24 protein-coding genes are annotated in these 22,373 nt (G+C 32.5%); 2 read left to right on the top strand and 22 right to left on the bottom strand.

The window, feature by feature from the left end; translation table 11 throughout:
• Window positions 1-53: 53 nt before the first annotated feature.
• The 6 genes from moaA to LQ688_RS06500 are packed head-to-tail and all read right to left on the bottom strand — an operon-like array spanning window position 54 to window position 4,112.
• Window positions 54-1,076, bottom strand: a complete 1,023-nt coding sequence (gene moaA / locus LQ688_RS06525; RefSeq protein ID WP_103268757.1) for a GTP 3',8-cyclase MoaA — start codon at window positions 1,074-1,076, stop codon at window positions 54-56.
• Window positions 1,077-1,102: 26 nt separating this feature from the next.
• Entirely contained in the window at window positions 1,103-1,693 is a 591-nt protein-coding gene (gene mobA, locus LQ688_RS06520) for a molybdenum cofactor guanylyltransferase MobA (protein ID WP_103268756.1), read from the bottom strand.
• A 7-nt stretch (window positions 1,694-1,700) separates the two neighbouring features.
• Window positions 1,701-1,934 (bottom strand): molybdopterin converting factor subunit 1, encoded by a 234-nt coding sequence (gene moaD / locus LQ688_RS06515; RefSeq protein ID WP_016998780.1) that lies wholly within the window; start codon window positions 1,932-1,934, stop codon window positions 1,701-1,703.
• A gap of 2 nt (window positions 1,935-1,936) precedes the next feature.
• The gene (locus LQ688_RS06510; protein WP_103268784.1) at window positions 1,937-2,383 is read right to left on the bottom strand and encodes a molybdenum cofactor biosynthesis protein MoaE; all 447 of its coding nucleotides are present in this window, start codon (window positions 2,381-2,383) and stop codon (window positions 1,937-1,939) included.
• 8 nt (window positions 2,384-2,391) lie between these two features.
• Window positions 2,392-2,856 carry a molybdopterin-guanine dinucleotide biosynthesis protein B gene (mobB, locus tag LQ688_RS06505; protein ID WP_064204588.1) on the bottom strand — a complete coding sequence of 155 codons (465 nt, stop codon included), beginning with the start codon at window positions 2,854-2,856 and terminating at the stop codon, window positions 2,392-2,394.
• Entirely contained in the window at window positions 2,853-4,112 is a 1,260-nt protein-coding gene (locus LQ688_RS06500) for a molybdopterin molybdotransferase MoeA (RefSeq protein ID WP_239724194.1), read from the bottom strand. The genes mobB and LQ688_RS06500 overlap by 4 nt, the downstream gene beginning before the upstream one ends.
• Before the next feature lie 69 nt (window positions 4,113-4,181).
• On the opposite strand from LQ688_RS06500, the gene moaC reads away from it, so the two are divergent.
• Window positions 4,182-4,661 (top strand): cyclic pyranopterin monophosphate synthase MoaC, encoded by a 480-nt coding sequence (gene moaC / locus LQ688_RS06495; RefSeq protein ID WP_239724195.1) that lies wholly within the window; start codon window positions 4,182-4,184, stop codon window positions 4,659-4,661.
• A 1-nt stretch (window position 4,662) separates the two neighbouring features.
• Here the strand turns inward: moaC and LQ688_RS06490 are convergent, their stop codons facing one another.
• The 13 genes from LQ688_RS06490 to modA all read right to left on the bottom strand — a co-directional run bounded on the left by LQ688_RS06490 (window position 4,663) and on the right by modA (window position 18,974).
• On the bottom strand, window positions 4,663-5,163 hold the full coding sequence (locus tag LQ688_RS06490; RefSeq protein WP_016998775.1) for a MogA/MoaB family molybdenum cofactor biosynthesis protein: 501 nt from the start codon (window positions 5,161-5,163) through the stop codon (window positions 4,663-4,665).
• 11 nt (window positions 5,164-5,174) lie between these two features.
• Window positions 5,175-6,176 carry a ThiF family adenylyltransferase gene (locus LQ688_RS06485; protein ID WP_103268752.1) on the bottom strand — a complete coding sequence of 334 codons (1,002 nt, stop codon included), beginning with the start codon at window positions 6,174-6,176 and terminating at the stop codon, window positions 5,175-5,177.
• A 192-nt stretch (window positions 6,177-6,368) separates the two neighbouring features.
• The gene (locus LQ688_RS06480; protein WP_016998773.1) at window positions 6,369-7,529 is read right to left on the bottom strand and encodes a nitrate/nitrite transporter; all 1,161 of its coding nucleotides are present in this window, start codon (window positions 7,527-7,529) and stop codon (window positions 6,369-6,371) included.
• 586 nt (window positions 7,530-8,115) lie between these two features.
• Entirely contained in the window at window positions 8,116-8,769 is a 654-nt protein-coding gene (gene nreC, locus LQ688_RS06475; protein ID WP_017000335.1) for a nitrate respiration regulation response regulator NreC, read from the bottom strand.
• 16 nt (window positions 8,770-8,785) lie between these two features.
• Entirely contained in the window at window positions 8,786-9,820 is a 1,035-nt protein-coding gene (locus tag LQ688_RS06470; RefSeq protein WP_218688321.1) for a sensor histidine kinase, read from the bottom strand.
• Window positions 9,817-10,260, bottom strand: coding sequence for a nitrate respiration regulation accessory nitrate sensor NreA (gene nreA, locus LQ688_RS06465; RefSeq protein ID WP_135031148.1), 444 nt, complete (start codon window positions 10,258-10,260; stop codon window positions 9,817-9,819). The genes LQ688_RS06470 and nreA overlap by 4 nt, the downstream gene beginning before the upstream one ends.
• A 34-nt stretch (window positions 10,261-10,294) precedes the next feature.
• Window positions 10,295-10,975 (bottom strand): respiratory nitrate reductase subunit gamma, encoded by a 681-nt coding sequence (narI, locus tag LQ688_RS06460; RefSeq protein ID WP_017000338.1) that lies wholly within the window; start codon window positions 10,973-10,975, stop codon window positions 10,295-10,297.
• Window positions 10,968-11,543: a nitrate reductase molybdenum cofactor assembly chaperone gene (gene narJ, locus LQ688_RS06455; RefSeq protein ID WP_239724198.1), complete on the bottom strand. Its 576-nt coding sequence runs from the start codon at window positions 11,541-11,543 to the stop codon at window positions 10,968-10,970. Before narJ ends, narI begins: the two co-directional genes overlap by 8 nt.
• Window positions 11,536-13,092, bottom strand: a complete 1,557-nt coding sequence (narH, locus tag LQ688_RS06450; protein ID WP_017000340.1) for a nitrate reductase subunit beta — start codon at window positions 13,090-13,092, stop codon at window positions 11,536-11,538. The genes narJ and narH overlap by 8 nt, the downstream gene beginning before the upstream one ends.
• Complete coding sequence (locus tag LQ688_RS06445) at window positions 13,082-16,753, bottom strand: nitrate reductase subunit alpha (RefSeq protein ID WP_239724199.1); 3,672 nt, start codon at window positions 16,751-16,753, stop codon at window positions 13,082-13,084. The genes narH and LQ688_RS06445 overlap by 11 nt, the downstream gene beginning before the upstream one ends.
• Window positions 16,754-16,921: 168 nt before the next feature.
• A complete protein-coding gene (locus LQ688_RS06440; RefSeq protein ID WP_481817066.1) occupies window positions 16,922-17,521 on the bottom strand; it encodes an ATP-binding cassette domain-containing protein in 600 nt (199 codons plus the stop codon).
• 6 nt (window positions 17,522-17,527) lie between these two features.
• Window positions 17,528-18,196 carry a molybdate ABC transporter permease subunit gene (gene modB / locus LQ688_RS06435; protein ID WP_017000343.1) on the bottom strand — a complete coding sequence of 223 codons (669 nt, stop codon included), beginning with the start codon at window positions 18,194-18,196 and terminating at the stop codon, window positions 17,528-17,530.
• Between the two features lie 10 nt (window positions 18,197-18,206).
• The gene (modA, locus tag LQ688_RS06430; RefSeq protein WP_026023691.1) at window positions 18,207-18,974 is read right to left on the bottom strand and encodes a molybdate ABC transporter substrate-binding protein; all 768 of its coding nucleotides are present in this window, start codon (window positions 18,972-18,974) and stop codon (window positions 18,207-18,209) included.
• 284 nt (window positions 18,975-19,258) lie between these two features.
• Between modA and fdhD the strand changes: the two genes are divergently transcribed.
• Entirely contained in the window at window positions 19,259-20,050 is a 792-nt protein-coding gene (gene fdhD, locus LQ688_RS06425; protein ID WP_218707121.1) for a formate dehydrogenase accessory sulfurtransferase FdhD, read from the top strand.
• Window positions 20,051-20,123: 73 nt separating this feature from the next.
• Here the strand turns inward: fdhD and LQ688_RS14080 are convergent, their stop codons facing one another.
• The 3 genes from LQ688_RS14080 to LQ688_RS06410 form a co-directional block, all read right to left on the bottom strand.
• Entirely contained in the window at window positions 20,124-20,876 is a 753-nt protein-coding gene (locus LQ688_RS14080) for a GNAT family N-acetyltransferase (protein ID WP_135031154.1), read from the bottom strand.
• A 13-nt stretch (window positions 20,877-20,889) separates the two neighbouring features.
• Window positions 20,890-21,441: a biotin transporter BioY gene (locus LQ688_RS06415; protein ID WP_064204596.1), complete on the bottom strand. Its 552-nt coding sequence runs from the start codon at window positions 21,439-21,441 to the stop codon at window positions 20,890-20,892.
• 73 nt (window positions 21,442-21,514) lie between these two features.
• Window positions 21,515-22,372 carry an ROK family protein gene (locus tag LQ688_RS06410; protein ID WP_239724201.1) on the bottom strand — a complete coding sequence of 286 codons (858 nt, stop codon included), beginning with the start codon at window positions 22,370-22,372 and terminating at the stop codon, window positions 21,515-21,517.
• Window position 22,373 lies beyond the last annotated feature (1 nt).

Raw genomic sequence — 22,373 nt, 5'->3', positions numbered from 1 at the left:
AATGAAACAGCAACCCGTTATTTTAAAATTAACAGGTTGCTGTTTTTTTACGTTTAACCACCAATATAATTCATGTTGATTTTGTTTTTCTTACGTCTCGCCACTGTTGCTTCCGTTCTTTCATCTGAATATTTATCATCTCGAATATTCCATAAATATTTGAGTGTTGATAATATTTCATTATCTGTCTTTCCATCTCGCAATTCAGTTTTTATATCATAACCATTTTTCTCAGCAAAAAGACAACCATAAAATTTTCCATCTGAGGAGATTCTTGCTCTTGTACATGAAGAACAAAATGATGCAGATACACTTGTAATTAATCCAAATTGAGCACCATTATCTTTATGTCGGTAATAAGTCGCGACCTCGCCAAAATAACTTGATTCTACTGGTTCGATTTCAAAATGTTGACCGATTTGTTCTAGCATTTCTTTTTTCGTGACTACTTTATCAAAATTCCAACCATTATCATTTCCTACATCCATAAATTCTATAAATCTTACGACAATATTGTTATTTTTAAAGTATTCTACTAAAGGTATAATTTCTTGATCGTTAATACCTTTTTGTATAACTACGTTTACTTTTACTTTAAAACCTATTTTCTTAGCGTAATCAATTTGTTCAAGTATTTGTGAAGCAGAGATATTACGGTTGTTAATCGATTTAAATAGTTCATTATCTAATGCATCTATGCTGACATTAATCCTTCTTAATCCTGCATCGTATAGATTTTGGCCGTGTTTTTTTAGCAACAAACCATTCGTTGTTAAACCAATATCATTAATACCTTCAATTTCATTAATACCTTGGATTAATTTATACAAATCACGTCTTAAAAGAGGTTCTCCTCCCGTAATTCTTACTTTTTCAACACCAAGGCTACTGTATAATCGAGCTAAACGGATGATTTCGTCAAAACTGAGCAGTTCTTGTTTAGGTAAAAATACAAAGTCATCGCCAAATATTTCTTTTGGCATACAATAATCACATCGAAAATTACAACGATCCGTAACAGATATTCTTAAATCTCTAATTGGTCGTCCTAATTTATCCTTGATTGCTTGATTCATCGTAACGCCCCCTCTACCTACAACAGTTAATGCTCTATTTCTTTCAAATCCTCTTGATAGTTAATATTTTTATACCAATTATGTTGATTATTTATTTCATCCACATCTAACCATTGTGCAGGTCTATTTTCATATATTTCTTTCATTCTATATTGACCTTGATCTAAAGATTGTTTAATTTCACTTTTAACACGATGACTATAAAATGCTAATGTTGGCATTTTAAAACCATTCGCTTCATATCCAGCAATATCTAGCTGTTCCTCCATTACTCGAGATATAAAAAATTGATATAAATAACTGATAGATTTTTCAGTTACCATCGGTGTATCACATGCAATCACAAAATAACATTCGGTATCGTATGATTCCATTACACTGTATATACCGCTTAATGGACCGTTATTTGCATATACTGGTTCATCTACTACAACATCACTATAATCAAATGAATCTTTTAAAGTTTCATTTGTACTTATTACAATTCTCTCGAATAAGTTGGTTTGATTCAAAGTTTTAATAATTTTTTTATAGAATATTTCTCCTTCAATTGTTGCAAAAGCTTTTGGTGAACCAAAACGACTGGATTGTCCTCCAGCTAGAATTATTGCTATCATTTTTCTTTTACCCTCCACTAACTGGTGGAATAAGTGCAACTGTAGCATCACTAGTTATTGTGTCATCATCTTGCACAAACTCCTCATTAACAGCTATTTGAAAAATTTCTCCTTTTAATTCCGGATAATTTTCAAATAAATATTGCTTAAATTCTAACACAGAGTATGTTTTATTGAGCGTAATTTGCTCTTCTTTTTTGTTTAATAATTCTTTTAAATGAGCAAAATACAATACTTTCATAATCAGTCCTCCATTTTAATTGAAGAATGGTATTGTTTTTGGGAACCTTGCCATTCTTCACCATCTTCCCATATCTCTTTTTTCCATATTGGTACAATTTCTTTTATACGCTCTATAGCATATTCATTTGCCGCATATGCATCGTGCCTATGAGGTGAAGAAACACTAATAACAACTGCAATATCAGAAATTTGTAACTCACCAATTCTATGGGCAATTGCAATAATTGTACCTGGCCACTTTTCTTCAATTTCTTCGCCTATTTGAGCCATTTTTTTCTCAGCCATAGGCTTATAAGCTTCATATGCTAAATATTCTGTCTTGATGCCTTTTGTCCATTCTCTCACATGTCCTGTAAATACTACAATAGCTCCTTGTCGTGAGTTTAATGTCCATTCTCTATATTTTTCTGGATTTATTGGTTCAGAGACAATTTCAAATTGTTTCATAATTGCACCTACTCTTTTTGGAATAACCATTTTTTAAACCAATCAAGAAATAGTTTTCTTTCATCTTGATTGTATGCATTAAAGTTATAGACTACATTGCTTAATTTATCGTTTAGATTATCTGTATTTTCACCCAATACTACTTTAGGGTAATCTTCAGATTTGAATCCTTCAATCAATAAAATATCTGGTTGTATGGATAAATCTTTGTTAATAATTTCTGTTAATGAACGATGAACTTTTGTGACACGTTCAATTAATTCATGTCCCAAAACGATACTTTCTTCTGCACCATTATTAATAAATGAAAGACTATCTACTTCTTTATGATTTAAAGATATATCTTGTGTTCCATGCCCATGGTGTTTAATCGTCGAAACAGATAACTGGTATTCTTGGCATATTTTAATTAATTCATTAATCAAAGTTGTTTTACCACTATTTTTATAACCTACAATTTGCATGATTTTCATATATTTAAATTACTTTCGTATGATTGATGATCAGTAAGTAATACTTTTACTTCATCACCTTTACTGTAACCTCTAGTACCACTCGGCAATATGATCATTCCGTTGCTTTTTGCTATTGCAACCACAGCGTTTGATTTATTAAAACCTGATGGAACAGCAATTATCCCGTCGTTTGTAAATGAGAGTTTACCTCGAATGAATCTAGTAAAAGGATTTGGTTTTTTAAAGTCTTCACCTAATTTAGCATTTATAATAACTGGATATATATCTTTGCTTGCCATCATTCTTAGAATAGTTGGCTTTGTGAATAAATGAAAACCCGAATAACATGCAGAAGGGTTACCTGATAACCCAAATAATAGTTTGTCATTTTTATAAGCTACTGTTGTAACACTACCAGGTCTCATTTGTACTTTATTGAATAATACTTCTGCACCAATTTCTTTATATACTTGTGGTAAATAATCAAAGTCCCCTACTGATACGCCACCTGTTGTAATGACAATATCATTTTCTGCCAGTGCTTTATTTACACTTTCAGTACATCCTTGTAAGTTATCCTCTTGTATTTTATAAGTTTTGGATTGAATATTCATTTGGTCACATAACGCTTTAATCATTGGGCCATTTGAATTTCTGATTTTACCTGGTTCTAATGGTTCATTAGGTCCTACTAACTCACTACCTGTTGCAATAATAGCTACTGTCGGTCTTTTAAATACTTTTACTTTTTCATAACCAAAAGTAGCTAACACAGCTATAACACCACTGTTAACCAATTGACCTTTTTCTAATACAACATCATCTTCCGTACATTCTTCACCTTTAAATGCAATATTTTCTCCAGTTTTAAAAGGTTTTCTAATTGTAAATCCATTTTCATTTTCTGTCGTTTGTTCCAACATAACGACTGCATCTGCACCTTCAGGTATAGGAGCTCCAGTCATAATACGAACCGCTTCGTAACCTTTAATACGCACTTTAGATGGTGTTCCTGCTCCTATGTGATCAACTACGTCGAATTGTATTCGGTTATTACCTTCTGCCCCTTCTGAATCTTTACTATTGATAGCAAAGCCATCGAATGGTGATTTATTAAAACTAGGAATATCATATGTAGCGATAACATCTTCCGCCAATATATAATCCAGAGCATCATCAATATGTACTGTTATAGGATCTTTATTCTCAACAACTTCAATAACACGTTTTATCGCATCATCAACTGGTATTGGTTTTCTAATTTCAACTGTCATAATATGCACTCCATTCATAATTTAACTATGTTCACATGTTATAATAAACTTAAGAAAGGATGATTATACATGTCAGATTTCACACATTTTAATGAACAAGGTCGAGCGAAAATGGTAAACGTTTCAAATAAAGAAACAAGTACAAGAATTGCTGTCGCTCATTCAAGTATTCAAGTTAATGAAAAAATTTATAACCAAATTCAAAATGGTAAAAACAAAAAAGGTGACGTACTAGGAACTGCTCAAATTGCAGGTATTATGGCTGCGAAAAACACGAGTCAGCTTATTCCTATGTGTCATCCTTTACAACTTACAGGTATTGATATCGAATTTAACTGGGATGTTGAAGATTTGAATAACTTAAATATAACTGCAACAGTTAAGACTAAAGGCCAAACTGGCGTTGAAATGGAAGCATTAACGGCTGCCAGTGTATCAGCTTTAACAATTTATGATATGTGTAAAGCTGTAGACAAAGGCATGATTATTGGTGAGACTTATTTATCTCATAAATCCGGAGGCGTTAATGGAGACTTCAATCGTCAATAATTTACTTATTAAGCTCATACACTAAATGATTTAATTCTTTAGTTATGAGCTTTTCCATTGCCAATTTCACAGCGCCAGTTGACCCTGGTATAGACATTATAATTTGCTTACCTACTGTTCCAGCGACTGCTCTAGATAAAATTGCACGAGAACCTACATCTTCTGTATAGCTCAAATATCTAAATATTTCTCCAAAGCCCTCTATTTCTTTGTCAAATAACGGTGTAATTGCTTCGATTGTAACATCTCGTGGACTTATACCTGTCCCACCTGTTGTTATAATGGCGTCAATATCTTGGGATAACCATGTTTGAATAGCTTCTCGTATAAAAGATGCATCATCTCTAACTATTTTATAATGCTCTTCTTTTACCGACACATTCATACCATTTAAATAAGATAGAACAAGTTGCCCACCTTTATCAGTTTCTTTATTTCTAGTATCACTAACTGTTAAAACTGCAATGTTTATATTTCTATCAATTTTATCAATCACACTCATTATTTAACCTCCTAGCCAAACATATTTTCTACAAATTGTTTACCCTCTTCTACAGATCCGATATCGTGAATTAATAATCTTCCGTTATTAAAAGCAACAACTCGGTGATCATCATATAAATATTGAATCATATAAGCATTTGATTTATGCAACAAACCATTTTGAGCTATAAACTTTTCAATAGCTGGGCGATTTAACTTTTCATTAATATATTGAATTGTATCGCGACCACACAGCTCAGTAATCATTTGACTTGATGATGATAAATGAGGATAAGTTGGATTTTCTCCGCATGTTTCACATTCATCTCGTTTCATTTGTGTAAAACCAAATGATTGATGGTCACCTTCCCATACATCACCGAATGTTAACTTCGGCGTAAACTCTTCTCCAGATAAAATTTTAAGCGCATCTGTTACTTGTAAGCTTGTCGCCATAGTAACTGCTGGATTAATGACACCAACAGTATCACAAGTGCGATTTATAGCCGGGATTTCTGGTAATAAACAATTAAAGCACGGTGTTTTTTCTGGGATAAATGTAGCTTGAACATATGTAGATTCTAAGCAAGCACCATAAATCCATGGAATATTCATTTTATATGCAAAATCATTTATTAATAATCTCGTATTAAAATTATCTGTAGCATCAATGATGACATCAGAATATCTTGCAACTTCTTGTAATAATTTAGCGTCACATTGTGCGATATAAGTTTTTATTGTTATATCTTCTCTAATTTTTCTTAAATGTTTTTCTGCAGCGACTACTTTTGGAAGCATTTCTTTTATATCACTTTCAGTAAATAACGTTTGTCTTTGCAAGTTTGATACTTCTACATAATCACGATCTATAATATTTAATCGCGCTATCCCTGAGCGTGTTAACTGTTCCGCAACATGCGTTCCAAGTGCACCCATCCCTACTATTGTCACATTACTTTTTGCTATATTTTCTTGTCCTTTTTCACCAATTTTATCAAATAAAATTTGACGAGAATATCGTTCGTTCATTTATACCAACCTTTCACGACTCTTTATCTCTATTATAGATTGAAATTGCAATATCCTCAATCAATAGAGGGAATTGAACAGAAATATAATAATTTAGGGAGCGGTACAGAAATCCTAATTTTAAAAAGATTTTATATTGCCACTATAACAAACGAGTTTGAGACATTGATTATGTTCCACTCCCTAAGAACATTAAATTGTTTTCTTTTCTACTTTTGTCATATGCATCATCGAGATTAAAGCTACTAAACCAAATATCGCTAACAAGAAAAATGCTAAATGGTTTGAACCTGTTAAGGCTGTGACCATAGTAATAATAAGTGGTGGGAAAAATCCTCCTAAACCGCCCATCATTGATACGATTCCGTTTACTACACCAGCTTCTTTGCTGAAATAAGTAGGAACAAGTTTGAAAATTAGTCCATTTCCAATACCTGCAGACACACTGATTGTTAAGCAACCAATTGTAAATAACATGATATGATTTGATAATGCTAGTATTAAAGCACCAGCTATCATAATGCCAAAGAATATTTTCAACATATTTAATGCATTAAATTTATCGCCTAACATACCACCAATTGGTCTTAATATTGTAGCTATTGCGATAAACACACCAGTTCGTATCCCTGCATCTACTTTGTCGATTTCAAAGTGTCCTACTAAAAAGTTTGGTAAAAATAATCCGAAAGCTACGAATGCACCAAATGTGATGAAATACCAAAAACTGAAATAGTAAAGTTTATAGTTGTTTGCTACTTGTTTAGTTTGTTTTAACATAGGTACTTTAACTTTAGGCTCTTGTTTATCTCCAAAAACAAACATCAAAATAGCAAATAACGCCATTACTAATACATATAATTGAACAGTATGTTGCCAACCTATAGCCCCTGCTATTGGTGGAGCTAAAAATGATGAAACAGCTGTACCTAAATTACCCATACCGTATATACCATTAGCAAAACCATGTTTTTCTTTCGGATAATATTTAGGAATCGATGTAACACCAACTGAAAACACTGCACCACCTAAACCAATAAAGAATCCAGCTATCATTAGTCCTGTAGTTGAAGTTGCTTGACTTAAATAAAATACTGGAAAAATTAAAATAATAAAACTAATTAAAAAGACAAGTCTAGATCCAATTAAGTTTGTGTAATAACCAATAGGAATTCTTAGAATTGAACCTAGAATAACAGGTATCGCTAAAATAATAGCTTTCTGACTTTCTGGTACGTTAAAATCTTGTGATATGTATGGCATTAAAGGAGCTAAAATACTCCACACCATAAATCCTGCCATTAAGCTTAAGGTTTGTAACGGTAATTGGACTTTACCTGTGTTGTTTTTCATGACTTTCACCCTTTTTATTTGTAGATAATTTAAAACTCTTTTCAACTACATTTTAGGTTATTTGTGAAAAACTGCACATAAGGAATTCCCCTTACCTCCTTCAGTAATTTCCCTATAAAATAATGGTGTGAGGTAGAAGTATTTAACTCAAAATAATTCTCCTAATCTGCTGATTTGAAAGTGCATGGTTGTCTAGAGTATGGCTCGAGCCTATAGTCTCTCGCGCATACTATTCCCTTGGGCGTCAGCACTTTACAAATTCGTGCAAGTGAAATTCAAAGCTAAATTGATAGTTAATCTAATAAATTGAGCTCTTATTGGATTTTCGGCTTAATTAATCCAACAAAACAGGCTCTTATTGGATTTTCAACTTAATTAATCCAACAAAAGGTGTTCTACTTGGATTATTGCCTTAGTTAATCCAACAAAAGGTGTTCTACTTGGATTATTGTCATACTTAATCCAACAGGCAAGTCATCTCTCGCCACTCTAAATCGTATCATCAAAAAATAACGTACAAGGCTCGATGTCCTTGCACGTTACAACTTTATATCCTATTGATTTGTACGATATGGTGATTAACCATTTAAAAATCTAATAATTTTTTCTTCATAGCATATTCAACTAATTCTGGACGAGATTTTAAATTAAGTTTATCCATAATTCGTGCTTTATGTGCTTCGATTGTTTTTACTGAAACAAATAACTTTTCAGCTATGTCTTTATTTCCGTACCCTTTTGCGATTAAAGGAAGTATCTCTAATTCTCTTTGAGATAAAATTTTAAATGGATCATTCGAGTTAGTATCTGATTGGTTACTTGGGTTAACAAGCTCATTAACAAGTGCACTCGTAACTTTCGAATCAATATACATTTCATCTTTATAAACTGTTCTTACTGCATGAATTAATTCTTCATCAGGCGCATTTTTCAAGATATAACCTTTAGCTCCATTTCTTAAAACATGAAACAGATATTCTTCATCGTCAAACATCGTTAATATAAGTATTTTAGTTTCCTTAAAATCTTCTGAAATTTTACCCGTCGCAATTAATCCAGATTCACCTGGCGGCATACTTAAATCCATAATCAATACATCAGGCTTATGTTTAGCAACCATTTGATATGCTTCTATTCCATCTGCGGCAGTTGCCACTACTTCCATATCTTCTTGATAGTTTAATATCATAGAAAAACCTGTTCTAACAACTGCATGATCATCTGCAATTACGAGTTTCATTTGTCTTCCTCCACGTTTATGCTATTGGCACTTTTAATTTAATGTTAGTACCTTTACCTATTTTGCTTTCAATATTAACGCTACCACCTACTATTTCTGCACGCTCTTGCATGCCATACAGACCTAGCCCTGACCCTTTAGGTTGACTTCCAATAACAAAACCGGCACCTTGATCAGCCACTTCTACTTGAATCATATTGTCTTCAAATAACATGTGTACATCAACACTATCTACATTAGCATATTTTAAAGAATTAAATACCGCTTCTTGGACAATTCGGTAAACAACTGTTTCAATTTCTGGGTTAAATCTAAGCTCAACAGAATCAAAGTGATAATGAACTATAAATCCAAAGTTCTTCTCCAACTGTTTGAAATATGATTTAAATGCAGCATTTAAACCTAAGTCATCTAATGAAGATGGTCTTAACTCTAAAGATAAATTGCGAATATCATCTATTAATCTAGACATTATACTTTCTATATCTTGTGACTGAGTTTTCAATTGATCTATATCATCTTGGTATTTAAGTAATCTCAACTCTACACTGACATTTAATAATTCTTGAACAACACCGTCATGTAGTTCTCTTGAAATTCTTTTTCTTTCATTTTCTTGTGCTGAAATAATCTTTTGCATCATTGTTTGTTGATGTAATTTTTGTTGTCTTTCAATTTGTGGGGACACATTTTGTAGCGTGTACACCATGATATCTTCTTCTTGGCTAATCGTTTGATAAGTCGCAGTGAAAGGTTCTACTGATCCACTGTTTGTTTGCATAAATACTTGGAAGCTTGTATTACCAATGTTCGTTGATTCTAAGAAACAATCTCTACACGATTGTAGTGCGTATTCATTTGAATAACCTTCACACCTACTACATATAGCATGTGTCAAAGGTTCTTGATTATCTTCTGAAATGATTTTTCTAGCCGCTTTATTCATATCAATAATTTGTCCTTTACTATTTAAAAAGACGATCATTTCACTTGTTTTTTCATAATACTGCTTTAAAATATTGTTTAATTTTGAAGCGTTATCTGCACTCATGAATTAATCATATCCTCTCTTTGAAAAGGGCCAAAACTAGAAAAATGCAATTGTTCTAAATTTGGTAATCGTTTATCGTTTCTTTGTCCTAACAATAGAACACCCTTCACTCTATTTTTAATCCATAATGGAAATGCAATAAGAGCAGTTAATTCCTCGCTTTGAATAATCGGATAATTAAAGACTTGGTCATTGTAAATGCTGTCTTTAATATTATGAAGAATTATTTCTTTACCACTCTTAATTACAATTCCTGCTATACCCCTGCCGTTTCTTAAAATGATGTTTTTATATCTATGATTCAAATTTCCAGATACATACTGCCATTTTATGTGACTAGACAAATTTGTGTCCAAAGCCATAGCGATACCAGCAAAATCAAAATCATACTTATTTCTAATTTGATCAAGTTTTTCTTGAAAATTAAAATCATCAGACATTTTTCAGCACCTCAACTCATTTTTCACCTTTAGTTTAATTCGTTTTATGCTTTCTGTAAATAATATAACTTCTACTAAAGTAAGTTAATGGCACGCTCCACACATGTACTAATCGAGTGAATGGCCACATACTTGTTATCAATAACCCTAAAATAATATGCGTCTTAAATGTCCACGGAACAGTAGTCATTAATTCCGCATTAGGTCTAAAAATCAACAAACCTCTAAACCACACAGAAATTGTTTGTCTATAATCAAAATCTGGTACCGTTGCATTCGTCCATAAAGTAGCTACACATCCCATAAATACAATCGCTAATAATAATATATTAACTAAAATATCGGAAAATGAACTCATTCTTCTTACATTGTGTTTAGTAATTCTACGAGCTGTTAATAAAAACATACCGATTAATGTAACTATACCAAATATACTTCCGATATAAACCGCTCCTATATGGTATAAATGATTGCTTACACCTATAGCACTTAGCCATTCAGCAGGTATACCTAAACCAACAATATGCCCAAAAATAACTGGAATAATACCTAAATGGAATAAAATACTCCCCCACATTAATTGCTTTTTCTCAATGAATTCACTTGATTTTGCGGTCCATGAAAACTGATCATATTTAAATCTAAATATATGCCCAACTATAAATATGGCTACACATAAATAAGGAAAAATGACCCAAACAAATTGATTAATCATGACTCGCCACCTTCTCTTGTTCAATTACACATGATTTTAATGTTTCACGTAATGCTTTAATAATATGGAAGTACGGACTATTTTTCTGAGCTAAAACTTTCATTAATTCATATGTTCCGTCTTCGATAACCATCACAACGAGCGTTAAACTTTCTTGTGCTCGACTATCTCCTATCCATTCAGCTGCATATAAAAATTCTAGCATTAATGGTAAAAAATCCGATAATTCACTTTTAGGCATTTCTAAACCAAACATTTCATATAAAACTTTTAACCTTGCTAACATTTGTCCTCTTTCTTTTTGTTCAGTTAACTTATTATAAGTCATATACAAAGTTGTTTTCTTTTCAAAATCAAATGTCTCTGTATAAACTTCTTGAATGTCATCTAGTGATATTTCGTACATATTATCCCAGTATTGTTGTATAGAATCATAAGCTGGATGTTTTTCATCAAACGCTGATTCAAAAGCTTTTGGATGAAAATCTAATTTTTCAGGATACGTAAGTTGATTACTAAAAAAACCAAAACTCTTTTTATATTGATTCAAAGCTTCTAAATTAATCACGGAAAATCCCTCCATAGAAGTTCTCATTATAAATCTCTTGCCCTGATTTACCATTTGATATACTTTGTACGCCACATCCGTCACAATTCGAGCCAAACATTTCTCCACCAAATCCTTGGCTACCTTGTGCCCTATAAGTATCCATGTATCCTTCTTTATGAGATGTTGGTACTACGAATCGATCTTCATGTTTCGCTATAGCTAATAATCTATACATATCTTTAGTTTGTCTTTCTGATAGGCCTACTCTGTCTAATCTAGATAAATCAAATTCTTTGTTACTAGATTTTGCTCTCATATAGCTACGCATCATAGCCATTCTTTGCAATGCTAATTTAACAGTTCTAGTATCACCAGCTGTAAGCATGTTAGCTAAATACTGTACTGGTAGTCTCATTTCTTCTATAGCTGGGAAAATCATATCCGGATTTCTAATCGAATCTTTACCTTCAAAGTAATTCATAATTGGACTAAGTGGCGGACAATACCAAACCATAGGTAAAGTACGGTATTCAGGATGTAGTGGAAACGCAAGCTTATACTCTATAGCTAATTTATAAACAGGTGAATTTTGAGCCGCTTCAATCCAATCTTGAGTGATTCCGTCTTTTTCAGCTTGTTGAATAACATCTTCATCGTAAGGATCTAAAAATAAATCTAATTGTTTTTCGTATAAATCTTGCTCATTTTCTGTTGAAGCTGCTTCTTGTACTTTATCAGCATCATATAGTAGTACACCTAAATAGCGCATACGTCCTGTGCAAGTTTCAGAACAAACAGTTGGTAATCCAGCTTCAATTCTAGGGAAACAAAACGTACATTTTTCTGCTTTATTTGTTTTCCAGTTGAAGTAAACTTTTTTATATGGACACCCCGTCATGCAGTAACGCCATCCACGACAAGCGTCTTGGTCTACAAGTACAATACCGTCTTCATCTCTTTTATACATAGCGCCTGATGGACAAGAAGCTACACAACTAGGATTTAAGCAATGTTCACATAACCTAGGTAAATACATCATAAATGTTTGATCAAAATTAAATTTAATTTCTTCTTCAATCTTTTGTATGTTTGGATCTGTTGGACCTGTAACGTGTGCACCTGCAAGATCGTCCTCCCAGTTCGGTCCCCATTTTATATCTAGCTTTTTTCCTGAAATAACGGATTCTGCTTTTGCAACAGGTGAATGTTTACTTTCTTTAGCTGTCGTTAAATGCTTGTAATTATACGTCCATGGTTCATAGTAATCTTTCATTTCTGGCATATCAGGGTTGAAGAATATTTTACCTAGTGCAATTTTTGATAGTTTACTACCTGATTTTAATTCTAATTTACCTTTTTTATTTAGCACCCATCCACCTTTATAAGTTTCTTGGTCTTCCCATCTTTTTGGATATCCTATCCCTGGTTTAGTTTCAACGTTATTGAACCATATATATTCAGCACCTTCTCTATTTGTCCAAGTACTCTTACACGTAACACTACAAGTATGACATCCTATACATTTATCTAAGTTCATAACCATAGCTACTTGCGCTTTAATCTTCAAGCCAATCTACCTCCTTCATTTTTCTAATGGCTACATATACATCTCTTTGGTTACCGATTGGACCGTAATAATTAAATCCATAGCTAATTTGTGCGTATCCACCGACTAATTGCGTTGGTTTTAAATGAATACGTGTTGGAGCATTATGTGAACCTCCACGAGTATCTGTAATTTCTGACCCTGGTGTTTCAATGTGTTTATCTTGAGCATGATACATAAACATTGTGCCTCTAGGCATTCTATGAGACACTACTGCTCTTGCTGTTACTAGCCCATTTCTGTTGTAAACTTCTAACCAATCATTATCATTAATATCATTAGATTGTGCATCTTCTTTAGAAATCCAAACTGTCGGCCCTCCTCTGAAGAGAGTTAGCATGTGTAGATTATCTTGATAAGTTGAGTGGATATTCCATTTACCATGTGGTGTTAAATAACGTAATACAAGTGTATCAACGCCACCTTTAATCTGTTTATCCTTCGTACCAAATACCATAGGTGGTAATGTCGGTTTATAAATTGGTAAGTTCTCCCCAAATTGTAGAAACACCTCATGGTCAATATAGTAACTTTGTCTACCTGTTAATGTTCTAAATGGTACAAGACGTTCAATGTTAGTTGTAAATGGTGAATATCTTCTTCCTAACTTGTTAGAGCCTGGGAACACTGCTGTCGGTATAACTTCTCGAGGTTGAGCAGTAATATTAGGGAATGTAATTTTTTCAGATGCTCTTTCTGCAGAAATATCTTTAAGTTCCATTCCTGTTTGTTGTTCTAAATCTTCGTATGATTTTTGTGATACTTTACCGTTTGATGCAGATGATACATTTAATATGACATCTGCAACTTTTCTAGCAGTTTCCATCCTAGGCAAGCCATTTTTAACCGTGCCATCTTCCCACGTATCAAGCATTAACTTCAATTCGTCATATTGTTCTTTCACAGAAAAGCTAACACCATGAGCACCTATTTTACCTTTTTCTAATAAAGGTCCGACTGATATATATTTGTCATAAATTTGAGTATAATCTCTTTCTACAACTGCAAATCCAGGCATTGTTTTACCAGGTATTGCTTCAATTTCACCTTTAGACCAATCTTTTACTAAGCCCAATGGTGTGGCTATTTCTTGTTGTGAATCATGTGCTAACGGTGTTGTTACAACATCTTTAAACACGCCTTTCATATGTGTTTTAGCTAATTCTGATACTGATTTTGCTATGGTTTTATAAATATCCCAGTCTGATTTTGATTCCCATAATGGATCGACTGCTGGGTTAAATGGATGTATAAATGGATGCATGTCTGTTGATGATATATCGTGTTTTTCATACCATGTTGCTGCTGGTAAAACGACATCAGCATATAAAGGTGTGGTCGTCATTCTAAAATCTAAAGCTACTAACAAATCTAATTTACCGTTAGTTTCTTCACGCCATACAATTTCTTCTGGTTTTTCCGTTTCATTTGGATTTGCTAATAATCCATCTTTAGTACCTAATAAGTGTTTCATAAAGTATTCTTGACCTTTAGCAGAACTCGAAATTAAATTAGAGCGCCATACAAATAATGTTTTAGGATGATTCTTTTTAGCATCAGGATCTTCAATTGCAAATTTTGTTTTTTTAGATTTAACTGCATCAACTGCTCTTTTAACAATTGCTTCATTGGAATCATCTCCTGATTCTTTAGCTTCTTCTCCAAACAATAAACTATTGCAATCAAATTGCGGATATGAAGGTAGCCAACCTAATCGTGCAGCTAAAACGTTATAATCTGCCGGGTGTTGGTGTTTAAGCTCATTAGATAATGGTGACTGTAATTTATCTACACCTGATTCTTCGTATTTCCATTGATCTGTAGCAAAATAGAACCAACTTGTAGCATTTTGTAATCTTGGTGGTCCTTGCCAGTCTTTTGCAAAAGCGATTGTTGACCATCCTTCTATCGGTCTACATTTTTCTTGACCAACATAGTGAGCCCAACCACCACCGTTTACGCCTTGACATCCACATAAAATAACTAAGTTTAAAATAGCTCGATAAATCGTATCTGAGTTAAACCAATGATTGATACCTGCCCCCATAATAATCATCGAGCGTCCTTCTGTATCGATTGCATTTTGAGCAAACTCCCTTGCGATTTGAACAACAACTGATGATTTTACACCTGTTATTTTTTCTTGCCATTTTGGTGAATATAGAGAGTTTTCATCATCATACCCTGTAGCTTCTAATGGATGATTAAAGCGTCTTATTCCGTATTGACTAGCCATTAAATCATAAATAGTTGATACGTAAATTTTTTCTCCATTTTGATTTTCAATTTCTTTTACTAATATAGGTCTTTCAAAAATACCATTTCCTTCGTTATCAAAATAAGGAAATTGAATGGCCATAATTGATGCATCGGCGTCTTTAAAAGTTAAAGCTGGATCAATGACAGTGCCATCTTCATTTTCTAATTTTAAATTCCATTTCACATCTTTTTCATAACGTTGACCCATTGTGCCATTCGGAACTACGAGTTGTTTAGAATTTTGATCATATACAACAGGTTTCCATTCAGCATGTTCAGTCTTTATACCTAAATCACTTGAACGTAAAAATCTTCCTGCTTTATAGCCTTCTCCATGGGGTTCTAATTGAATAACAAATGGCATATCAGTATATTGTTTAGCATAATTAATAAACATTTCTTCTTTTTTATCTTCATAATATTCTTGCAAAATAACATGTGTCATAGCTTGAGCTAAAGCCGCATCTGTACCTGGATTAGGTGCAAGCCAATTGTCCGCAAATTTCACATTTTCTGCATAGTCTGGAGCTACCGAAACGACTTTAGTTCCTTTATATCGTACTTCTGTCATAAAATGAGCGTCCGGCGTTCTCGTTAAAGGTACATTCGACCCCCACATAATAATGTATCCTGCGTTATACCAATCACTCGATTCTGGAACATCGGTTTGTTCTCCCCAAATTTGTGGTGATGCTGGTGGTAAGTCTGCATACCAATCATAAAAACTTAACATTTCTCCACCTAATAGAGATATAAAACGTGCACCAGAAGCATAACTAATCATCGACATTGCTGGTATTGGTGTAAAGCCAGCTATTCTATCTGGTCCATATTTCTTAACAGTATAAATAATTTGAGCTGCTATTAATTGAGTAACATCTCGCCAATTAACACGTACGTGCCCTCCTTTACCACGAGCACTTTTATATGATTCAGCTTTCACATCATCTTCTACAATTGATGCCCAAGCTACTACTGGATCTCCAAATTCATTCAATGATGCTTTCCATAATTTCCATAGCTTCCCTCTTACATATGGAAATTTAATACGTAACGGACTATATTCATACCAAGAGAAAGAAGCTCCTCTTGGACAGCCTCTTGGTTCAAATTCAGGCATATCGGGACCACATGAAGGATAATCAATTTGTTGATTTTCCCATGTAATAACACCGTTTTTTACAAAAACTTTCCATGAACAAGAACCTGTACAGTTTACACCGTGTGTTGTTCTAACAACTTTGTCATGGCTCCATCTTTCTCTGTACATTTTTTCCCATTCTCTACTCTTCTCTTCTAAAATTGACCAATTTCCATTAAATTTTTCTGTAGGTTTAAAGAATTTCAAACCGAGTTTAGCCATATATAGAACCTCCTAATATTTGCCCTTTATTAATAAAATTGTACATTTTTTCACAAAGTATATGTATTAGGGGATTACCTATACCGCTTCTCGAAATCCCTAACTAAAGATAAAAAAGCTGAGACATCGATAAATGCCTCAGCTTACAAATATTATTAAGTTAAATATTCATTTAATCTCTATTATTTCATGTGCTAATCGTTGAACTTCTTTTTTAGAATGTGTTACGAGAATGATAGGAATATGCCATGTATTAAATATATATTTAATAAGGTTCATCCCTTCTTCTTTAGTTTCATCATCAAGACTAGAAAATGGTTCATCTAGCAATAATAAATTAGGTTTCACACTTAAAACTCTACAAAGTGCAACGCGTTGTGATTCTCCACCCGATAATGTTGAAGGATATTGCTTTAAGCAATGTTCAATTCGCAAATGTTTAATTAATTGTTTTGTATTTTCATTTTGACTTGTCATAAAATGAATGTTTTCATTTACCGTCATATGGGGAAAAAGTTGATAATCTTGGAATAAATAACCTATATTTCTATCTTGTACTTTTACTAAATGGTGATGATCACTTAATAAATTGTGGTTAACTTTAATCTTACAGTCATCCACTTCATTCAAACCTGCTATTATATTTAACATCGTCGTTTTACCTATTCCCGACTTACCTACTATTGCGTATATTTTAGGTTCATTAGATTGAACGTTCATTTCAATCGTTCGCGTTTTGAAATGCTTTTTAATTTGAATATCAATCACTAATATCTACTCCCATTTATGATTCTTCTGGTTCAATATGTTAATAGTGCTAATAACGCAAATAGCAAATGCAATCAATACAAGCACCCATATCCAGGCTTTATGTTCTTCTCCTGCTTGAACTAAGAAATATATTTCTAAAGGTAATGTATTCGTTAATCCAGGTATATAGCCAGCGATCATTAAAGTTGCACCAAATTCACCTAATGCTCTTGCAAAGCTCATTACAATACCTGAAAATATTGCTCGCTTTGATAATGGTAAAATAATCTGTCTAAAAATCTTACTTTCGCTAGCTCCCATTGTTCTCGCAGAGTTTAACATTTTAGGATTGATAGATTGAAATCCATTTATTACGTGTTGATACATTAAAGGCAAACTTACGATAACAGCTGCTATGACAGCTCCAACCCATGTAAATATAATTTGAACATGAAAGACTTCATCTAAAATGCCACCAAACAATTTGTTTTTAGAAAATATAATCAATAATATAAACCCCATCACAGTAGGTGGTAAAACGATTGGTAACATAATAATACTTTCAATAATAGGACGCATTTTACCTTTATATCTATGCATTAATTTCGCCAGAAAAATCCCTAATATGCATACAATAATAGTACTGATTAACGATACTTTAATTGATATCCAAAGTGGTGTTAAATCTGGCATAATTTATCTCCTATTCTTCAAAGTGATAATCTTTAAATATTTGTTTGGCTTCTTTTGTTTTTAAGAATTCAAACCATTCTTTTGCTTCTTTATTATCCGTTACAAGACCTGCTCTATAAACAATAGGTCTGTCTAAAGGTGCATCAGACAATTTTTCAATATTTTTCACTTTTTCATTTTTACCTTTATAAATATCTGTAGCATAAACAAAGCCTGCTTCTGCATTTTCATTTTGTACATAATTTAGTACTTGTTTAACATCTTTTGCAAATACAAAAGTACTCGTCATGCCATTATATATATCTTCTTTTTTCATATATTCAATTGCATACTGACCTGCTGGTACACTTTTTTCTTCACCAAGAGATATTTTTTTGGGTGAACTGATATCTTTTAAATTTTTAATTGGAGAGTTTTTATATTTTATAATGATTAATTTATTTTCAGCATAATCATAAACTTCAGAAACTTTATCTTCATCTTTTAATTTATCGATATCAGAAGTATTAGCTGACATCATGACATCGACATCTGCGCCAGCTTCAACTTGTTTACGAAGACTACCTGACCCACCATAGTTAAATTTAATTTTTGTTTTAGGATGTTCTTTCTTAAATTCTTTTTCTAATGCTTTTGTAACATCTGTTAAACTCGCTGCTGCTGCAACAGTAAATGTTTTGTCAGCATTTTCTTTTCTAGCTTTGTCCTGATTTGATTCTGAACTACATCCAGCTAAGACAAGTAGTAATGTCAGAATCAATAGTAAGGCCTTCTTCATTTTCTCATTCATCTCCGTTTCAAAATATGTATAAACTTAATTTACACCTTTCAATCGATTAATGAAAGTTCCTTATATATTTTTTCACAAATATGTATTAAATAGAATAATCAAATTAATTTTCAGGGTAATATGATTGACAATTTAGGGCTTTACCTAACCTAAATTAATTTAATTTTTAGAATATAACGTAAGTTATGTAAAAGCTTTCTTCTTTTAAAAGTTCATTCTTCACAGTAAAATAGTAATCATAAATAAATCGATAATTAAAGTGAGGAATATATATGGAGCAGAATATGACTTTTAACCAACCCATTTTAAGATATGAACATCAAGAATTAAGAGAAACTACAGATGATTATGTCACTGAATTTCCGATTACCATTATGGTTAATGGTGAAGAATTTGCTACAATAATTTGCTCACCGAAAAACCTCAAGGAACTTGTTCTAGGATTTTTAGCTTCAGAAGGCATTATATTCAAAAAAAGTGATTTAATGCAAATCTCAATAGATGATTCGAAAGGTTTTGCTCATGTAGAACTAAATAAAAAAATAAATCTTAAAGATAATAAATTCACACAACGTATGATTTCATCTTGTTGTGGTAAAAGTCGCTCTTTTTATTTTAACAATGATGCTTTAACTGCTAAAATATCGAATTCAAAAATAAAAATAAAGCCGAATCAAATTCTTAGTATGATGGACCAACTTCAAACAGAAAGTAAAATTTTCCAACAAACAGGTGGATTGCATAACGCTGCTATTAGTGATGGCGACATGTTTTATGAACATCGAGCTGACATTGGTCGACACAATGCGCTAGATAAATTATATGGATACTGCATCCAAGAAGATATACCTGTAAGAAATAAAGTGCTTATTTTTAGCGGTCGTATTTCCTCGGAAATATTAATAAAAGCAGCAAAGATTGGCGTTGGTGTTATACTTTCCAAATCAGCACCAACTAATTTAGCTATTGAAATAGCTAATGATCTTAACATAACAGCTATAGGTTTTATAAGAGATGGTAGCTTTAACGTATATTCTCACCCAGAACGATTAGAAATAGATTAACTACTAGTTTACATGAATAATGCTCTTTCAAAAATGCATAACTGCATTTTAAAGAAAGAGCATTTTGTACTTTTTATTCTACTGTAAATTCTTTTAAAGCTTCATATTGGAATCCACCATATTGATAACCTTGTGCTTTATACATATCTTTTGCAGTATCTTCACCATCTGCAACGAGTATTACGGATTTCCCTTTCGCATAATTCGCTACAAACGATTGCATTTGTGATCCTATACCTAGTCTTCTCATTGGTTCTCTAACAGTAAAGCTATCTAGTTCGACATATGCTTCATTATCCCATATTAGTAAAATCCCAGCCGGTTTCCCTTTATAATAAGAAATGACTTGTATAGGATTGTCCGAATTAAATTGCTTTTTATTATCTTCTACTTTCAATTCTGCATAGTCTGTTCCAAACTTTTTATCAAATTCATAAGAAATATTTAAAAAATCTACAATATTATCTTCATCTGTAGGCATTACTTCTATATCATCATGTGGTTCTTTTAATAATTTTTGAGGTGTAACTACATATAATTCTATCCAACTATACTCATAACCTCTATAAGTTAAATATGAACTTAATGGTTCCTCAAGTCGCTCATTTTCTGGGAATACAAATTTTAAAAATGGTTGCTTATGTTGATCATGTAATGCTTTTAACATTTGTTCATCTTTTTTAAAGGTATGTAAATCTGGCATAATTTTATAAACTATTTTATTTGAATCATATTGTATTCTTTTATGCAAAGTTTGATAGTGAATATATCGATTTGTAGTTTCTAAAATATCGCCGTCAGTAATTATATCTTTAAACGATATCACATTACTTCACCTCTTAACTATTTCTTATCCTTTTAATTTCAGGTATATGTTTTAAACTAAATAATAACATAGTTGTTAAAATAGCTTTAACGATATCTCCTGGCAAGAATGTAGCTGCGAAAATATATCTCTTAGAAATAGAGATATTCATGAATTCCCCCATGACAAATCCACCGATTAAATTCAATAATAGTACACCTATTACTATATTAATGATAAGTACGTAAACAAATGTTAACTTCTTCCATTTTATATCGATAAAGTAACCAATAAGAAATGTAATAAGCGGGTATCCTAATATGTAGCCTGCTGATGGACCGAAAAATACACCTAATCCGCCTCTTCCTCCAGTTAAAATAGGTAGTCCGACTGCCACTAATAATAAAAATATAACTACACTAAGCGTACCTCTTTTATACCCTAATAGACACCCAGCCAGCATGATGCCTGTATTTTGAAAAGCTATTGGAACCGGCATAAAGGGTAACGGAATTGGTGGGATAAATGCTAGCATAGCTATAAATGCGGTAAACATTGCGATAATAACGATATCTTTTGTCTTCAAAATTTTCACTCCTATTAATAAGATAAGATATATTATATCACATTGTTAACCAAAATAAATATTAAGTTAACAATCAATCAAAAAGTGCTACAGCCCCATATAAAGCAGAGTCATTACCTTTTGAAGTTGTTTCAATACGTGCATGCCCATAATCTTCTGGTAAATATTGATTTATATATGGTTCAATTAAATCAATCAGCTTCTCCTCTTGTTTAGAGATACCTCCACCAATAAGTATAATCTCAGGATCAAATACTATTTGAACTTGTGCAATTCCTTCTGCGACTTTTTTAGCCCAATTCTTTAATATAGTCATTGCTTTTTCATCATCGCTATATGCCAACTCAAATAACTGTTCTACAGAAACAGGTTCTCTATATTGCTTATTAATTATTGATTTTAAAGCATTTGTTGAAGCACGGTCTTCATACGTTGTATTTGTCTCTTCATCATATAATAAATAACCAATTTCACATGCTTTATAATTCGCACCTTCTAATAATTTATCTTCGTAATAAGCGCCTCCTATTCCAGTACCAATTGTCATTAAAAATAATGATTGAGTATTACCATCATGCTCAGATAATTCCCCTAACAACGCACAAGACACATCATTGTGAATCTCAACATTATGAGTGATATATGCCAATGACTCTTTAAAGTTTGTTCCATTATATCCAGGTATTGTCGGGCCTGCATAAGTAATCACACCTTTTTCAGAGTCAACCACTCCTGCTGTTGAAATACCTACTTTGGGATTATTCAACTCGAAGTCCTTCACATACATTTCTATGATATTTTTAACTTCATTAAGTATTTCGTTTTGAATATTTTCCGGTGTTTTGACTTTTTGATAACCATGAAGTTTTTGTGCTTCATCTATTACTCCAGATTTTATATAAGTTCCACCTATATCTATAGCTATTTTCATG

The organism is Mammaliicoccus sp. J-M40 (assembly GCF_022386395.1).
GTDB lineage: Bacteria > Bacillota > Bacilli > Staphylococcales > Staphylococcaceae > Mammaliicoccus > Mammaliicoccus lentus.
Note: the sequence above shows the minus strand (reverse complement) of the source record. Positions and strands in the feature narration are given on the sequence as shown.

Coding starts and splice junctions, on each gene's coding strand:
- moaA (WP_103268757.1), bottom strand. CDS start 1,076: ATGAATCAAGCAATCAAGGATAAATTAGGACGACCAATTAGAGATTTA.
- mobA (WP_103268756.1), bottom strand. CDS start 1,693: ATGATAGCAATAATTCTAGCTGGAGGACAATCCAGTCGTTTTGGTTCA.
- moaD (WP_016998780.1), bottom strand. CDS start 1,934: ATGAAAGTATTGTATTTTGCTCATTTAAAAGAATTATTAAACAAAAAA.
- LQ688_RS06510 (WP_103268784.1), bottom strand. CDS start 2,383: ATGAAACAATTTGAAATTGTCTCTGAACCAATAAATCCAGAAAAATAT.
- mobB (WP_064204588.1), bottom strand. CDS start 2,856: ATGAAAATCATGCAAATTGTAGGTTATAAAAATAGTGGTAAAACAACT.
- LQ688_RS06500 (WP_239724194.1), bottom strand. CDS start 4,112: ATGACAGTTGAAATTAGAAAACCAATACCAGTTGATGATGCGATAAAA.
- moaC (WP_239724195.1), top strand. CDS start 4,182: ATGTCAGATTTCACACATTTTAATGAACAAGGTCGAGCGAAAATGGTA.
- LQ688_RS06490 (WP_016998775.1), bottom strand. CDS start 5,163: ATGAGTGTGATTGATAAAATTGATAGAAATATAAACATTGCAGTTTTA.
- LQ688_RS06485 (WP_103268752.1), bottom strand. CDS start 6,176: ATGAACGAACGATATTCTCGTCAAATTTTATTTGATAAAATTGGTGAA.
- LQ688_RS06480 (WP_016998773.1), bottom strand. CDS start 7,529: ATGAAAAACAACACAGGTAAAGTCCAATTACCGTTACAAACCTTAAGC.
- nreC (WP_017000335.1), bottom strand. CDS start 8,769: ATGAAACTCGTAATTGCAGATGATCATGCAGTTGTTAGAACAGGTTTT.
- LQ688_RS06470 (WP_218688321.1), bottom strand. CDS start 9,820: ATGAGTGCAGATAACGCTTCAAAATTAAACAATATTTTAAAGCAGTAT.
- nreA (WP_135031148.1), bottom strand. CDS start 10,260: ATGTCTGATGATTTTAATTTTCAAGAAAAACTTGATCAAATTAGAAAT.
- narI (WP_017000338.1), bottom strand. CDS start 10,975: ATGATTAATCAATTTGTTTGGGTCATTTTTCCTTATTTATGTGTAGCC.
- LQ688_RS06445 (WP_239724199.1), bottom strand. CDS start 16,753: ATGGCTAAACTCGGTTTGAAATTCTTTAAACCTACAGAAAAATTTAAT.
- modB (WP_017000343.1), bottom strand. CDS start 18,196: ATGCCAGATTTAACACCACTTTGGATATCAATTAAAGTATCGTTAATC.
- modA (WP_026023691.1), bottom strand. CDS start 18,974: ATGAAGAAGGCCTTACTATTGATTCTGACATTACTACTTGTCTTAGCT.
- fdhD (WP_218707121.1), top strand. CDS start 19,259: ATGGAGCAGAATATGACTTTTAACCAACCCATTTTAAGATATGAACAT.
- LQ688_RS06410 (WP_239724201.1), bottom strand. CDS start 22,372: ATGAAAATAGCTATAGATATAGGTGGAACTTATATAAAATCTGGAGTA.